Raw genomic sequence first — 15,398 nt, forward strand, 5'->3', positions numbered from 1 at the left:
GTTTTAAATTAGCTAATTGGCTAATTAGTTAATCAGCTAATTAGATAGGTTCTACTAAGAATAAAGGTTGGTCGTACTCAACTGGCGAAGCATTATCAACCAATACTTTAACGATACGGCCTGAAACTTCGCTTTCGATTTCGTTGAACAATTTCATGGCTTCGATGATACAAACCACCTTGCCAGCACTAATTTCATCGCCAACATTTACAAAAACAGGTTTGTCAGGACTAGACGAGCGGTAGAAGGTACCGATCATCGGTGATTTTACCGTAATGTATTTCGAGGTGTCCTCAGCTGCTGGTGCGCCAGGTGCTTTTGTTTCTGCTGCTGGTTGTGCAGGTGCTGCTACAGGCGCCGGTGCGGCTGCTACTGGTGCAGGTACCGCTGCATTTACATAAACAGGTGTCTGGTTAGTTTTTATGGTAATCTTGAAGTTTTCTTGCTCAATCGCAACTTCATTTACCCCCGACCGAGAAACAAATTTGATGAGTTCCTGAATTTGTTTAATATCCATTCTTTCGTTGTTATGTTAAAAAAATTGGTGTCTTATGAATTAACTAAGTTATAGTTTTTTTGTTTTATTTTTAATAAGAGTATAGATAATGGAAAATAGGCAATAGATAAGTGGATTTTGCCTGATCTGCTTATTTCCTATTCTCTGTAACTATTCAAATTATTCGCCGTAGGCCCACTTCAAGAAAACCGAGCCCCAGGTAAAGCCTCCGCCAAAAGCGGCCAAGATAATGTTATCGCCTTTTTTAAGCTTGCTTTCCCATTCCCATAAACAAAGCGGGATGGTTCCGTTGGTGGTATTCCCGTAGCGCTCAATGTTGATCATTACCTTTTCCGAACCAACGCCCATTCTCGAAGCAGTTGCATCGATAATGCGTTTGTTGGCTTGGTGTGGCACCAACCAGGCTACATCATCAGAAGTTAGGGTATTGCGCTCCATGATCTCTGCAGCTACATCGGCCATATTGGTAACGGCAAATTTAAATACCGTTTGTCCTTCTTGGTGTGCAAAGTGTTCTTTGGCATCTACTGTTTCATGAGAAGCAGGTTTTACAGAACCGCCAGCCTTCATGCCCAGGTATTTGCCACCGGCACCATCCGATCTTAAAATCGAATCTTGGATGCCTAAGCCTTCTTCATTTGGTTCTAAAAGCACACAGCCACAGCCATCTCCAAAAATGATGCAGGTTGCGCGGTCTTCGTAATTGATGATCGACGACATTTTATCGCCACCAATAACCAGTACTTTTTTGTGTTTGCCGGCCTCGATAAATTGAGAACCAGTGGTTAGGCCAAAAATAAAGCCAGAGCAGGCGGCCTGTAGGTCGTAGCCCCAAGCATTTTTGGCGCCTATTTTATCGGCCAGCACATTGGCTGTTGCCGGAAATGTAAAATCTGGAGTGGTGGTACAGAAAATGATCAGGTCTATTTCTTCGGCAGTGATCCCTCTCTTTTTAAGCAAGCCGTTTACAGCTTCAACAGCCATATCGGAAGTGCCCAAACCTTCGCCTTTTAATATTCTTCGCTCCTTAATACCCGTTCGCGTGGTAATCCATTCGTCGTTTGTGTCAACCATGGTTTCCAGCTCCTGATTGGTAAGGATGTAATCTGGAACATAACCGTGAACCGCAGTAATAGCAGCGTGAATTTTATTCATTTTCATCTGTTTAAGTATCTCTTCAGTAATGAAGCTACCATGATTTTATATGCTCTGTGTAAAATCGTGGTGGTTTGTTAGTTTAAATTATTGGAATGCAGCTTGTATTTTGCCTACCAGCCCGGTAGTAATCATATCTCTAGATTGAAAAATCATGTTTTTTACCGCCTCTGGACTTGAAATTCCATGACCAATCAATACAGGCGCGTTTACGCCTAAAACTGGGCTTCCGCCATAGTTTTCATAATTGAAACGGTCAAAAAATTCGTCCTTTAATCCCTTTTTGATGGTGAGCACATAAAATGATTCTGCCAATTTCAGCATCACGTTGCCTGTAAAACCATCGCAAACAATTACATCAGCCTTGTCGTTGAACAAATCCCTGCCTTCAACATTGCCAACAAAATTGAAAAGTTCGGTTTCTTTCATCAAAGGAAAGGTAGCCAACGAAAGCATATTGCCTTTTTCGTCTTCCTCGCCAATATTCATCAGCGCCACTTTTGGATTGCTAATGTGCATTACATTTTCGGCATATAAGCTGCCAAGAATCCCAAACTGCAAAAGCGTATCGGGTTTGCAATCGGCATTGGCACCAACATCCAATAAGAGGCCAGTACCGCCTTTTAGCTTAGGTACAATGGTACATAAACAAGGTCGGATAATGCCTGGTATGGTTTTAACGCTAAAAACGGCACCAACCAACATGGCGCCAGAGTTGCCTGCGCTTGCAAATGAGTCGATTTTGCCTTCTTTTAAGAGTTGAAAGCCTACAGCAATGCTTGAATTTGGTTTTTGAAGGATAGCCTTCGTCGGATGCTCGCCCATTCCAATCACTTCGTCGGTATGTACGTATTCGAAGAGATCAGGATTGAATCCTTGATCGGCGAGTAGAGGTTTAATCTGCTGGGTATCTCCGATAAGCACCAATTGCTGATCGGGAGTAAGGGATTGATGGGCAGCTATTGCTCCTAAAACGATTGCTTTAGGAGCATAGTCTCCGCCCATAATATCGAGACCTATTTTCATAGTAAAAAATCTTTTGTGCGGTTAAGCTAATGCTTTAAATTCTATTAGTCTAAGTTAAAACTTAAACCAATGGAAAACACAAAAATTTTTCAGAAAATTAACCTATCGAAGTGTTTTCTATAACTAATTTGCCGTTGTAGTACAAGTTGCCATCAACATTGTATGCATGGTGAGGAAGGTGTACAGCACCAGTGGTTTGGCATGTTGTCAAAGAAGGAGCTACAGCTTTGTAGTGAGTTCTTCTTTTGTCTCTTCTTTGTTTAGAAATCTTGCGTTTTGGATGTGCCATTGCTGATTTGTTTAATTATTTATTTCAATTTTTTTAAGGCGGCCCAACGTGGGTCGTCGCTCTGTTCTTCTTCTGTTGCTGTGTTTTCGCCCGACAATTTTTCTAAGGTGGCCAGCATCTGCTGATCACATTCTTGGCCGGCCTGCGCACAACTGTTAATGTATGGAACCGCTACGGTGATAAATTCGTACAATGATTCCGAAATATCGATCGCGCTTTCCTTTTTGTGAAGGATAATGATGTCTAAATCATCACTTTCTCCCTCTTCTTCGGTAAATTTTACAATTTGCCTTTCCTTTAGTTCAATTGGCTGGCCAAACTCAGATAAACACTTGTCGCAATTCAGCTGTATCGTTCCCCAAACATGGAAATCCAATAGCAGCATCGTTTCTTGTTTATCTAGCTCAACCGTAGCTTTAAGTGCTCCATCTTTAACCAGAGAATACTCAAATGCATCAAAAAAGCTTTTGTCAATCTCAAACTCGAACTGGTGCTTACCCAGTTTCAAGCCTGTAAACGGGATTGAAAATTGTTTTAACGCTTTCAATTGTAACTAAATTTTAGCCTGCAAAGGTAGGAAGAATTTTATTTAAAGAGAAATATTTTTGCAAAATAGAACGGAGTTCATTTGTTCAATAGTTCATTTGGCACTAGGGCATTGGCTGGTTAGCTAATTTGAGGATTAGGCATTTGCCGATTCGATGTTGTCAAGACCCATCGAAAATTAGTTATCCCTGTTTGGAAAACATGGGCAGTGCGCATCGGCAATGCTTATCCTTCTTTCCGCTTTACTCCATTGCATTCCGTGCTCGCTCCAATAAGGTTTAATAGGCAAAAGTAGTGGTTCTTTTGTTAGTCATTGGCCGGTTGCTTCATTCTAAAGATGATTCTTCACCTTGGCCATAACTTTCAATATCCATCTTCCATTGCACAACGCCTATATACATAATCCAACTATAGACTTCAGACTCAAGACTGGTTTGCAAGTATCATATCCTTATCATTCCTCGACCATTCGCTCCATGAACCTACATACAATTTGGGAATAGGCAGTCCGGCATAGGCTATGGCCAATAACGTATGGCAGGCCGTTACGCCAGAGCCACAATGTACTATAGTTTGTGTGGGGCCAAAATCGGCTATTGCTTTTTCGTATTTTGCTTTTAAGGCTGCCGGATCTAAAAATAAGCCAGAACTATCTAGGTTTTCTGTAAATGGAATATTAGTCGCGCCTGGAATGTGGCCTGCTATTAAATCAATTGGTTCTGTCAAGCCTGCAAAGCGGTTGGCATCTCTTACATCAATAATCAGTTGTTTGCCGTTTTTACTGGCCTCTTCAACTTCTTGCAGGTCGGCCTGTGTTAGGTTCCAATTGCCAATTGGATATTTTGTGGCCTCTTTCGGCGTTTCTACTTGATTGTTGGTTGCAAAACCTGCTTCAATGGCCGCATTAAATCCTCCGTTTAGCACTTGTACTTTCGGATGGCCAATGGCCTTCAGCATCCACCAGAAACGAGCAGCGGCATTTGAACCGTTTTTGTCGTCATAAATCACCACATGGCTCAATGGCGAAATACCAAACCTGCCCAAAACCGCTGCAAACTGATCGGTAGTGGGTAAAGGATGTCGGCCGCCATCGGCAAAATCGGCTTTGATATCGGCTAAGTCGGTATTCAAGTCAATATATAATGCACCATCGAGATGGTTTTCGTCATACCTTGATTTAGAGCCCGCACTGGCATCAATCAATACCAAGTTTGGGTCATTAGCCAATGCAACTAGTTCGGCAGGCTGTATAATTGGAGAAATTTCGTTCGACATGTCTTCTTTTTTAAGCCTTTTTATTAATTCGCATCATCTTTCACGTCTGCAGCCGTTTCAATAATCTTGCCACCCGTTTTTAATTGGTTGCTCAGCATGGCTTCCTGCTCTCTGCGGTGTTTTACAATATGAATGGCTGCAAAAAGGGCTTCCATAAACGAGGTCGGATCGGCCAGGTTTTTACCTGCAATATCGTATCCGGTGCCATGGTCTGGCGAGGTACGCACAAATTTTAGTCCGGCAGTATAATTTACGCCTGTGCTAAAAGCAATGGTTTTAAAAGGAATTAAGCCCTGGTCGTGGTACATGGCCAACACCGCATCAAACTGTTTGTAGGTGCCATTGCCAAAAAAGCCATCGGCAGGATAGGGACCAAAACAGATAATGCCTTTGTCAAAAGCCTGTTGAATGGCCGGACTAATAATTTCTTGTTCTTCCTTGCCCAATAAACCGTTGTCGCTGGCGTGTGGATTTAATCCCAATACCGCTATTTTCGGTTTTTCGATCCAGAAATCTTTTTTCAAACTCTCGTTAATGAGCTGAAGCTTTTTAACTATTTTTTCTTGGCTAATCGCCCCCGGAACATCCTTTACAGGAATATGAGCCGTCACTACGCCTACGCGCAGGCTATCGCTTACCAAGAACATCAGCACATCACTGCTGCCGCTGCGTTCTTGTAAGTATTCGGTATGGCCCGGAAAGCTGAAGTTTTCTGATTGGATGTTGTTTTTATTGATAGGGGCGGTTACCAATGCGTCAATGGCGCCACTTACTAAATCGTCGGTAGCCTTTTGTAGGGATAGCAATGCATATTTGCCACCAGTTTCATTGGCCTGGCCAAGGTCTATCTTTACGTCTTCTTCCCAACAGTTGATCATATTGGCTTTGCGGGGATTGGCCGTATCGGCACTGTTGATCACATTAAAGGCAAAATCGTTCATGTGCAAAGACTTCCGATGAAAAGAAGCTACTTTGGTATGTCCATAAACAATGGGTGTACAATAATCTAATATCTTGCTTTCAGACAGGGTTTTTAAGATTACTTCTAAACCTATGCCGTTTACGTCTCCTATACTGATGCCTATTTTAACTTTATCACTCATGCGCTATCAAAAGAATTTAGCGCAAATTAGCGATAATAATAATTAACCACAAAGATTGCCAAGTTTTGTGACGGTACGCTGTAATGGGTTTGCCACAGAGCGCATCAAGTAGGTGTTGAAGGGGGAAGAATAGTATACTTGCGTTTAACTTTCCCCGTTTTGCGGTAAAATGTATAGGTATTTAGCTAGAAACACATCAATTGTAGCAAGTTTAATTGCCTGTACAATGGAAAGCAAAAGCTAAATAACCTTACCTTTGTACATTAATATAATTAAAAGCCTTTAGGGGTTGGGGTATGAGTTTAGTAAAAGCGAAAAAACATTTAGGTCAGCATTTTTTAACCGATAAAAAGATAGCCGAAAAGATTGTAAATGGATTGATCCATACCGATCAGTACCGTCAGGTGTTGGAGGTAGGGCCAGGCATGGGGATTCTTTCCGATATCTTGTTGGAAAGAGAAAACCTAGAAACTTTTTTGATTGATATTGATGTAGAATCCTATCACTTTTTGCAACAAAAATACCCGCAGTTGGGAGACAGGCTTATTAATGGCGATTTTTTAAAACTCGACCTCGGTTCTGTTTTTCCTGGCAAATTTGCGGTCATCGGTAATTTCCCTTACAATATTTCCTCGCAGATCTTATTCAAGATATTGGAGCATCGCGATAATGTGGTAGAAATGGTGGGCATGTTCCAAAAGGAGGTAGCTGAACGTTGCGCCTCCAAATCGGGCACCAAAGAATATGGTATTTTAAGTGTATTGATCCAAGCCTATTACGATATCGATTACTTGTTTACCGTTAAGCCAGGCACCTTTAATCCGCCACCAAAGGTAAATTCAGGGGTAATCCGCTTAAGCAGAAATAAGGTAGAAGCCTTGCCTTGCGACGAGAAATTATTTTGGCGTACGGTTAAGGCCGGATTTAACCAGAGACGAAAAACTTTGCGCAATGCCTTATCGGGTACCATCCCTAAAGACCAAATGGACCAGCATCCGTTTTTCGATAAGCGCGCCGAACAATTGAGCGTAGCCGATTTTATTGAACTTACCCAGCATTTGAGCAAATTAATGCTCGCATCATAACCATGAGCCAGAAAATTTTAATTGTAGACGATCTCCACCCCATATTTGCCGAACAGGCCCGTGCCTTGGGCTTCGAAGTTGACGACCAGCCTTTAATTAGCAGGGCAGAAACCATGGCCATCATTAAAGACTATGTGGGGATTGCCGTTCGTACCAAGTTTAGGATTGATCAGGAATTGCTTGATGCGGCGCCCCAACTCAGGTTTGTGGCTCGTGCAGGTGCCGGATTGGACAATATTGACGAAGCGGTAGCTAAAGAAAGAAATATCCAGCTGATGAATGCACCAGAAGGCAATAGCGATGCCGTTGGCGAACATGCCATTGGTTTGCTGTTGGCGTTGATGAACAATTTTCGCAAGGCCGATCAAGAAGTGCGCAAGCAAGTTTGGGACAGGGAAGGCAACCGGGGCTATGAACTGAAAGGCAAAACCGTTGGCCTGATCGGCTATGGCTTTATGGGCCAGAAAATGGCCCGGAAATTGGCAGGCTTTGAGGTAAATGTAATTGCCTACGATAAATACAAAACAGGTTTTGGCGATAACTATGTACGCGAAGTGAGCATGGAGGAAATTGTAAAACACAGTGATGTGCTCAGCCTGCATGTGCCTTTAACCCAAGAAACCCGACAAATGGTTAATGATGAATATTTTTTCCATTTTAAAAAGTCTATATTTTTTATCAATACCGCCCGTGGCGAAATTGTAAATACGCAGTCGGTTTTGAATAATATCAAGTCTGGCAAAATTATCGGTGCAGGCTTAGATGTGCTTGAAACAGAGAAGTTTCCTGCGCTTGCTGCACAGTCTTGGTACGCCGAGTTAAGCGGTTCTGACCAGGTGATTTTAACGCCTCATGTGGCTGGATGGACTTTCGATTCGTACCGAAAAATTTCTGAAGTTCTCGTCGAAAAACTCAAGGAAATCAAATTATAATTCCTTAAATTGCCGTAGATAGTTATCAGTTCGCAGTTTTCGGTTCACAATTTTTAATTTGCAAACTAGGTCTCAATACTCAAATCTCAAAATATGGCAAAGGAACATCAATATAAAACCAATTTGGTTTGGACAGGAAACAAAGGTTCTGGAACAATGGATTACCGTTCTTACGACCGCGATTTTGTAGTGTCGATTGCAGGCAAAACACCGATTTCAGGTTCTTCTGATTCTGCGTTTTTGGGAGATAAAACAAAATACAATCCAGAAGACCTGCTGTTGTCATCTATTTCTTCCTGCCACATGTTATGGTATTTGCATTTGTGTTCTAAAAACGAAATCGTGGTGCTGGAGTATAAAGACAATGCTACGGGTTTGATGATCGAGAATGCCGATGGCAGCGGACAGTTTAAAGAAGTATTGTTACAACCCGAGGTGATCATTTCTGATGGCGCCCAAAAAGACCTGGCCAATTCCTTGCATGAGGAAGCCAACAAGATGTGCTTTATTGCCAATTCCTTGAATTTTCCGGTAAAGCATCAGGCCAGCTGTTCGGCTATTAGCGAGTAATTTTCAGGTTGGTCGGGATATGCCATCTCAACCCTCATAGCTCTGGATTTTCAATCCAATTTCATCTTCGCTTAAGTTTTTGTTTTGAAGCGCAATGTGCCTGCCACGGTTTAAGGGCAGTCCAGCTTTCCGCTATATCTTTTTTGCCTTTAGAGGCAAAAAAGGATGTCGCTTCAATTTGGGCTATTACTTTAGGCAATACAAGTAGCATAGTTGCAAAAACCGTTGTGGCCTAAACCTGATTGAACAGAAAGCCCGGAGCTGAGGCACGAGGCGAGGACTTGAAGTGAAAGCAGGATAAACGATCAACTGGAATGCTGCCTTTGCTTTTCCAAACAAATGAAGTTTAAAAAAAAATGTCATTCTGAGCATGGCGAGGAATCTGCTGGTTAATAGATTCATCACTTCGTTCAGAATGACAAATTTTTAAGAATGACAAACGCAATTTATATTATTTCGATGCCCATACGTTATCGGCTGGTGTAGCATCTACAAAAATGCCGTTATCCAATTTAATCGATTTTACGGCTTTTCCTGTAGGATTTTTGATCTTAAGCGTAGGCATTTTGCCGTTTTTCCAGATTGCCGGAGTAAAATGCTCTTTTTGGGTAGAACCATCCTCAAAAGTAAGTACGGCATCAAATGGAATGGCAAAACCACCCACATTTTCTATGCGTACCTGCAATGGGCCTGGGCCTTTTTTAATTTCGACCACTCTTAAATCGAGGTAATTGTTGGTAAAGAACCAGTTTTGGAAAAACCAATTGAGGTTTTGGCCCGAACCACTGTTCATCGAATTGAAATAATCCCACGGAATAGGGTGCTTGCCGTTCCAGTTGTCCATATAGTGGTGTAGCGCTTTTTTAAACAGGTCATCGCCCAATAGGTCTTTCAATGCCAAATAAGACAAAGAAGCCTTGCCATAAGAGTTGTTGCCATAGCCTGCACCAGATACTTGGGTAGACATGGTAATGATCGGCTGATCTTCTTCAGTAGATCTGTCTTTGATATAGCCGTTTACCCTAAAGCTCTTGTAAAAATTATCTGCGGATTCCTTTCCATGTTCGGCAATGCCAATCAGATATTCCAAAGTTGTCGCCCAGCCTTCGTCCATAAAGGCATAGCGTGTTTCGTTAATGCCCATATAGAACGGAAAATAGGTATGGGCAATTTCATGGTCTTGCACCAACTGGGCAAATTTGATATCGCCCGTTTGCGAATCATTAACCATCATTGGATATTCCATATCTGCAAAACCCTGGAAAGCGGTCATTTTGGAAAATGGATAGGGAACACCAGGCCAGTTGTTAGAGAACCAGGCCAAGGCATAATTGTTAAACTTAACCGAGTTTACAAAATCGGTACCTTTTGTGCTGTAAGCCGCCTGAGTGCTTACCCTGCGGTTGGTTTTATTGTCAACCACAACGCTGCCGGCATCCCATAGGTAGCTGCTGCTCAATCCAAAACAAACATCAACTATATTGTTGGCTACAAACTTCCAGGTATTCAGCTCATTTTGCAAGGTAACCTTGCCATCTTTTACTTCCTGTTCGTTGGCAATGTGGATCACCTCATCAGAAGTGTACGATTTTTTTAAGCGGGCCGCAAATTCAGGTTGCAATACTTCGTCGGGGTTCAACAAATCGCCTGTGGCATAAACAATATAGTTTTTAGGTGCCTTGATAGAAAAAGTATAATCGTTAAAATCGTTGTAAAACTCTTGACGATCGGTATGTGGTACCCTGTCCCAGCCGTTGTAGTCATCGTATACCGAAACACGGGGGTAGCTATAAGCCACAAACATCGTAGTCGGGTCAATCTGTCCCTCGCGGCCACTTTCTTTAGAGAGCGGATAGTTCCAATCAATGTTCAGTGTTGCCTTTTGGCCAGGGAGCAATGGCGCTTTTAACCTTACATCGCCGGTGGTGCCCCAGTTTTTGGCATTTACATCATACACCTCTCCATTAATTTTAAAAGCGGTAATGCTTAATCCCGCGCTCAAAAAATCTGGGGATACATTACCTCCCCTAGATGAAGTAGGCTTGTGCAGGTTGTTGACAAAGCGGATGGTAATGGTTTTTAAGGTATCTCTGCTGTTGTTGGCATATTCGATGCTTTCGGTGCCACTTACTACCTTGGTATCGGGGTTAACACTGATTTCCATGTTGTACTTGCCATGGTTTTGCCAGTAGTTTTTTCCGGGTTTGCCGTCCATGGCGCGGGTGCCTTTTTCGTAAGCCAGCTTAATGTTGCGTGGCATGTATAATTCTTGGGCAAAGACGGCCGATGAACTGGTCAATAATAAAGCGCTTAGAATAAATTTTCTCATTTGCTGTTTTTGGTTTTGAATTTTAGATCGTGCCTCTGGGGCTAAAAAAGCTTATTAAAGCACATAAAAGGCCTATAGTTTTATATTTTACACTAAGGTAGCGAAAAATAGGAGCATCAATTGTTGACCGATTGTTTTTTCAGCTAAAATATTTGCTTTTATAAAAATTGCCTTATATCTTCGTTTTAATCACAGCAAGACTATGGAGGCCGAGGCCAATATAGTCTTGTTTGTTTTTTATAGAGACTAAAGAAAAAGAAATAGTGTTATGGCAGAGATTACTTATTATACCAAAGAAGGATTAGAAAAGTTAAAAGAAGAACTTCACCAATTAAAAACTGAAGGAAGATCGTCTATCGCAAAAGCGATTGCCGAAGCCCGCGATAAGGGCGATTTGTCTGAAAACGCCGAATACGATGCGGCCAAAGAGGCGCAAGGCCTACATGAGGCCAAAATAGCCAAATTGGAGAATACTTTAGCCAACTCGAGGCTGCTAGACGAGTCGAAATTAGATACCTCGAAGGTATTGGCGCTGTCTATTGTGAAAATTAAAAACGTTAAGAATGGTGCAACCATGACTTACCAATTGGTTGCCGAAAGCGAAGCTGATCTGAAAACAGGAAAGATTTCTGTTAAATCGCCAATTGCTCAAGGCCTATTGGGCAAATCTGTGGGCGATACCACCGAAATACAGGTTCCTGCGGGTAAAATTGAATTCGAAATCCTAGAGATATCGAGGTAAAATCAATGTAAAACAGAAAATGTATCGACAAGACGATCACAATCTTATACTAAATACTTGATACGATGAGTGTATTTTCTAAAATTGTAAGTGGCGACATCCCTGCACATATTGTAGCGGAAGATGCTGATTTTTTAGCCTTTTTGGATGTAAGTCCCTTGGTAATGGGCCATGTATTGGTGATCCCCAAAGCAGAGATCGATTATATTTTCGATATAGAAGACGAAACTTATGCCAAGTTTACCCTATTTGCCAAAAAAGTAGCAGTAGGCGTAAAGAAAGCATTTCCATGTAAGAAAGTGGGCGTAGCTGTAATTGGCTTGGAAGTACCTCATGCGCACATTCACCTCATCCCTATGAACAATGTGAGCGACATGAACTTTAGCAAAGAAAAACTGAAGCCCTCTCAGGAAGACCTGGCAGAGGCGGCCGCTAAAATCAAAGCGGTGCTCTAAAGAAATCATATCCAAACGAAAAGCCCCCAAAGCTAAGTGCTTATTGGGGGCTTTTTCATATCAGGCTTCACAAATGATAATTTTTACAGCCTTATTTACTTATGCCAAGAAGGCTGTAATTAAGGCTTGCACAAATGGATTATTGGGGGGCTACCGTTCTATCAAGTTGCAATACCGGCCATAAAGTACCGATGCCGCCTATGGCAAAGCCCTTATTATCCCCACGTTTAGTGTCTTGTGCCCAATAGTACAGTGGCCAGCCTTTATAGGTTAACTGTTTTTTATTAATGGTGGCCACCGTAATTACACCCACATCGGCTTTCACTACTGCCGAAGGCACATTCAATACCTCAGATTCGTATACAGGCCAAATTCCGTTTTTAGCCAAATCGGTAGTAAAGGTATTTTTGTTGTTTTTGTCTGGTGCAAAGGCATAAAGCGTACGGCCTTGTGCATCGGTGAGGTAAATGGTTTTCCCTGCACCTTCTATATAGGCTTTAGTATATTGTTTGCCGTTTGCATCAGCCAATTGGGCATTCGCCAGCATTAGAGAGTAATCGGGCTTGGCTACAAACCAGATGCCGCCTACGCCATCGCCTTTGATTTCGCCATTGGCTAAATCTTGTGCGTAATAATACAAAGGATAACCTTTATAGGTACTTTGTTTGCGGCCATCGGCACGGGTGGTTACGCCTACATCGCTGGCTTTTACATTGAGGTCTGTACTGGCATTGGCCGAATAATAAACAGGCCAAACGGTTTCGCATGCACCCGTACAAGTTGGTGTCCCGGCTGCATCACTGGCAAAAAAATAGAGGGTTCTGCCCACACTATCGGTTAATACGGCGCCAAACTTGACATCGGTTGCCAATTGAATGCCTTTTTTTACTTTTGGAGGTTCTATTGGACCGTCTTTCTTTTTGCAGGCTAGGGTAAAGACCAAGGCCAAGCACAGCAACGCCATTGAATTTTTTCTCAGATAAATTAACATGATTGTAATCGTTTTAAGTGTTTTAAGTTGTGTTATTTACTATCGATTACGGAGAAGGCAAGACAAAGGTTGCCAACTGGCGATTAGTTTTCGGTTCGCAGCTTTCGGCTGACAGTTCTTGGATGGAAAAAGTAAAGTGAGAGGTAAAAGGGAAGATGGAAGATGTGAGAGGTAAGATGGAAGAGGGGAAATGACATGTAAGCTTATTGGTGAAGGCACTAACAAGGGATTGGACAAAGAACCACTGCTTTTGACTGCTAAACCTTATTGGAGCGGACACGAAATGCAATGGCGTAAAGCGGAAAGAAGGACTGCAATTGCCGATGTGCATTGCCACTGGTTTTTCCAATGAAAGATAACCATAGGAATTGCTCGTTATTACGAAAGACAAGTGTGACCTACTTCAGCTTTTCATTGTTTTTGTGCCTGTCGGCATCGCGGATGGTTTTCTTTTCGAGGTTTTTAACCAGCGCTTGATTAAGGTCTATGCCGGTTTGGTTGGCTAAACAGATGAGCACAAACAGCACGTCGGCCATTTCATCGGCCAGGTTTACTTCTTCATCGCTCTTTTTAAACGATTGTTCTCCATATTTCCGGGCCATGATGCGGGCCACTTCGCCCACTTCTTCCATTAAAATAGCCGTATTGGTGAGTTCGTTAAAATAGCGGATGCCCATAGTTTTGATCCATTGGTCTACCGTTTCCTGTGCTTCGTTAATTGTCATTGCTTTTCTTCTTCTATTTCTTTTTTGATGATCGGAGTAACTTCCTTGGTTGCGCCTTCTAACAGAAAAACGCCTGCGCCGCGTTCGCGGGCATAAGGATTAGTGATTTCGCCAATTTTGATGATCTTTGCAAAATAAGGTTTTTCTCTCGTTCTTAGCGGATCTTCGTCGTTATACTCGGTAATCATGATCATGTGCTTAATTGGTTTATCGAGCTTAAACCAATACAGGTAATCGGCATTGTAGGCAACGGCGTTGATGTTTTTATATTTCGAGTAGTAGTTAATGGCACCTGCCTGACCGTAATTATCGGCACGTACCAAAAGTGCATCCTTGTCTTTTACTTTTTCATAGGCGATATCGGCCAGTTGGGCCAATTCTTTCCAGCCCTGCATGTCGGCATAATCTTGCGGCAGTTTATGGTTTTTGCCGTCTTCCCAACGCAAAGCACCCACTTTTTCAAAACGACGCTGATGGGCAATGATCTGCTGTGGCGAATAGAATGGCATAACTAAGGGCAGAATATAAATAAAAGAGCCCACAGTAAAAACCAGCAAGGCTCCGCTAAGCGCATAACGCTTTTCCAATAGCTTGGCTAGGTAAACCGCGCCAAAGGCGAGCAATATTGGATAAAGGCCCAAGGCATAATAATCTTTGGCCTTGAAATAGGTGAAAACAGCCATTGTAAAAATATAAGTGAGCAGCACCCAAACGTATGGCCTAAAAGGCCGATAAAACAAAAGACTTCCTATTCCGGCAAGCAGGATAAAAATAGAACTGGCAAAAAATAGGGGCTGACTGATTAGAAAATCGAGGCGATTTACATTTACCAATTGGGTTTCCTGCAGTTCCTTCATGTGTTTGAGCACAGGAAAATGATGGCTGATCTGCCAAATGAGGTTGGGGGAGATGAGCAACAGCCCCAGAAGAATGGCGAAGTAAAAATGTTTATCGGTAAGGATTTTCCTCGTTGGCGTGAGGAGGATAGCTGGCAATAAACCAATGATCAGGAACAGAATATTGTATTTGTTTAAAAAACCAAGGGCAACTGCAATGGCAAAAAAGTAGAGGTATTTTGGTTTGCCCTGGCCGAAATAGCAGAGCAGGTAATAAAAAACAGCCGTCCAGCTGAGCACGTCGAAAGAGTTGGGTTGGTAAAGTGTGTTGAGCCTTAAAAATATCGAACAGATACAGGCAATGGCCACCAAACATTTGGCAAACAAGCTGCCCTTTAAAAGTTCTACAATTTTCCAGCAATAAATAATGGTGAATACTCCAAGCAGTGCTGGAACCAAGCGAACGATAAAAAATCCATTGCCCAAAGCTTGGATCAGCCAAGAAAAAAGCGAAGTTAAGGGTGGAATGGAAGTGAAGCCTGCCGCAAGGTGCTTGCCTTGGTCCAGATGCAGAAATTCATCGCGATGAAGTTCGTAAGCGCCATTGACCAAAACGAACGACAAAACCAATTTTAGCACAATGAAAAAGCCCAGCAGCAAACCTGCGGTTCGCTTTGATTGTTGTTCGGTCATAACAATTGGTTTGGTGATATGCTTTGACAATTTTAATACCTCAAGGTTACAGTCAGCCAATTCAATTGAACTGGCATATGTTTAATCAATAATACGGTTTTAACTCAAAAAATCGAATTTATGCTGTCG

Annotated in this window: 16 protein-coding genes; 5 read left to right on the plus strand and 11 right to left on the minus strand. The window is 42.3% G+C overall.

Annotated elements, in window-relative coordinates; genetic code table 11:
* Positions 1 to 40: 40 nt before the first annotated feature.
* The 7 genes from accB to pdxA form a co-directional block, all read right to left on the minus strand.
* A complete protein-coding gene (gene accB / locus AC570H_RS20385) occupies positions 41 to 517 on the minus strand; it encodes an acetyl-CoA carboxylase biotin carboxyl carrier protein (protein ID WP_497358356.1) in 477 nt (158 codons plus the stop codon).
* A gap of 159 nt (positions 518 to 676) precedes the next feature.
* Positions 677 to 1,672 carry a beta-ketoacyl-ACP synthase III gene (locus AC570H_RS20390; protein WP_497358358.1) on the minus strand — a complete coding sequence of 332 codons (996 nt, stop codon included), beginning with the start codon at positions 1,670 to 1,672 and terminating at the stop codon, positions 677 to 679.
* A gap of 87 nt (positions 1,673 to 1,759) precedes the next feature.
* Positions 1,760 to 2,698 carry a phosphate acyltransferase PlsX gene (plsX, locus tag AC570H_RS20395; RefSeq protein ID WP_497358360.1) on the minus strand — a complete coding sequence of 313 codons (939 nt, stop codon included), beginning with the start codon at positions 2,696 to 2,698 and terminating at the stop codon, positions 1,760 to 1,762.
* Positions 2,699 to 2,795: 97 nt separating this feature from the next.
* A complete protein-coding gene (rpmF, locus tag AC570H_RS20400; RefSeq protein ID WP_497358362.1) occupies positions 2,796 to 2,987 on the minus strand; it encodes a 50S ribosomal protein L32 in 192 nt (63 codons plus the stop codon).
* A gap of 19 nt (positions 2,988 to 3,006) precedes the next feature.
* Positions 3,007 to 3,534 carry a YceD family protein gene (locus tag AC570H_RS20405; RefSeq protein ID WP_497358364.1) on the minus strand — a complete coding sequence of 176 codons (528 nt, stop codon included), beginning with the start codon at positions 3,532 to 3,534 and terminating at the stop codon, positions 3,007 to 3,009.
* 422 nt (positions 3,535 to 3,956) lie between these two features.
* Complete coding sequence (locus AC570H_RS20410) at positions 3,957 to 4,808, minus strand: sulfurtransferase (RefSeq protein WP_497358368.1); 852 nt, start codon at positions 4,806 to 4,808, stop codon at positions 3,957 to 3,959.
* Between the two features lie 23 nt (positions 4,809 to 4,831).
* Positions 4,832 to 5,911: a 4-hydroxythreonine-4-phosphate dehydrogenase PdxA gene (gene pdxA / locus AC570H_RS20415; RefSeq protein WP_497358371.1), complete on the minus strand. Its 1,080-nt coding sequence runs from the start codon at positions 5,909 to 5,911 to the stop codon at positions 4,832 to 4,834.
* Positions 5,912 to 6,207: 296 nt separating this feature from the next.
* Between pdxA and rsmA the strand changes: the two genes are divergently transcribed.
* From rsmA to AC570H_RS20430, 3 genes are all read left to right on the plus strand, one after another.
* A complete protein-coding gene (gene rsmA, locus AC570H_RS20420) occupies positions 6,208 to 6,996 on the plus strand; it encodes a 16S rRNA (adenine(1518)-N(6)/adenine(1519)-N(6))-dimethyltransferase RsmA (RefSeq protein WP_497358375.1) in 789 nt (262 codons plus the stop codon).
* A 2-nt stretch (positions 6,997 to 6,998) separates the two neighbouring features.
* Positions 6,999 to 7,928: a 2-hydroxyacid dehydrogenase gene (locus tag AC570H_RS20425; protein WP_497358379.1), complete on the plus strand. Its 930-nt coding sequence runs from the start codon at positions 6,999 to 7,001 to the stop codon at positions 7,926 to 7,928.
* 93 nt (positions 7,929 to 8,021) lie between these two features.
* Positions 8,022 to 8,498, plus strand: coding sequence for an OsmC family protein (locus AC570H_RS20430; protein ID WP_497358381.1), 477 nt, complete (start codon positions 8,022 to 8,024; stop codon positions 8,496 to 8,498).
* Between the two features lie 451 nt (positions 8,499 to 8,949).
* Here the strand turns inward: AC570H_RS20430 and AC570H_RS20435 are convergent, their stop codons facing one another.
* Positions 8,950 to 10,827, minus strand: a complete 1,878-nt coding sequence (locus tag AC570H_RS20435) for a M1 family metallopeptidase (protein ID WP_497358382.1) — start codon at positions 10,825 to 10,827, stop codon at positions 8,950 to 8,952.
* A gap of 268 nt (positions 10,828 to 11,095) precedes the next feature.
* Here AC570H_RS20435 and greA point away from each other — a divergent pair, with 268 nt between their 5' ends.
* Together greA and AC570H_RS20445 are read left to right on the plus strand one after the other, a co-directional pair.
* Positions 11,096 to 11,569 carry a transcription elongation factor GreA gene (gene greA / locus AC570H_RS20440; protein ID WP_497358384.1) on the plus strand — a complete coding sequence of 158 codons (474 nt, stop codon included), beginning with the start codon at positions 11,096 to 11,098 and terminating at the stop codon, positions 11,567 to 11,569.
* Positions 11,570 to 11,634: 65 nt separating this feature from the next.
* Positions 11,635 to 12,024 (plus strand): HIT family protein, encoded by a 390-nt coding sequence (locus AC570H_RS20445; RefSeq protein ID WP_497358386.1) that lies wholly within the window; start codon positions 11,635 to 11,637, stop codon positions 12,022 to 12,024.
* 139 nt (positions 12,025 to 12,163) lie between these two features.
* Here the strand turns inward: AC570H_RS20445 and AC570H_RS20450 are convergent, their stop codons facing one another.
* From AC570H_RS20450 to AC570H_RS20460, 3 genes are all read right to left on the minus strand, one after another.
* Positions 12,164 to 13,015 carry a hypothetical protein gene (locus AC570H_RS20450; RefSeq protein ID WP_497358388.1) on the minus strand — a complete coding sequence of 284 codons (852 nt, stop codon included), beginning with the start codon at positions 13,013 to 13,015 and terminating at the stop codon, positions 12,164 to 12,166.
* A gap of 398 nt (positions 13,016 to 13,413) precedes the next feature.
* Complete coding sequence (locus AC570H_RS20455) at positions 13,414 to 13,740, minus strand: nucleotide pyrophosphohydrolase (RefSeq protein ID WP_497358390.1); 327 nt, start codon at positions 13,738 to 13,740, stop codon at positions 13,414 to 13,416.
* A complete protein-coding gene (locus AC570H_RS20460; RefSeq protein WP_497358392.1) occupies positions 13,737 to 15,269 on the minus strand; it encodes a glycosyltransferase family 39 protein in 1,533 nt (510 codons plus the stop codon). Before AC570H_RS20460 ends, AC570H_RS20455 begins: the two co-directional genes overlap by 4 nt.
* Between the last annotated feature and the right edge of the window lie 129 nt (positions 15,270 to 15,398).

It is taken from the genome of Pedobacter sp. B4419 (genome assembly GCF_059693725.1).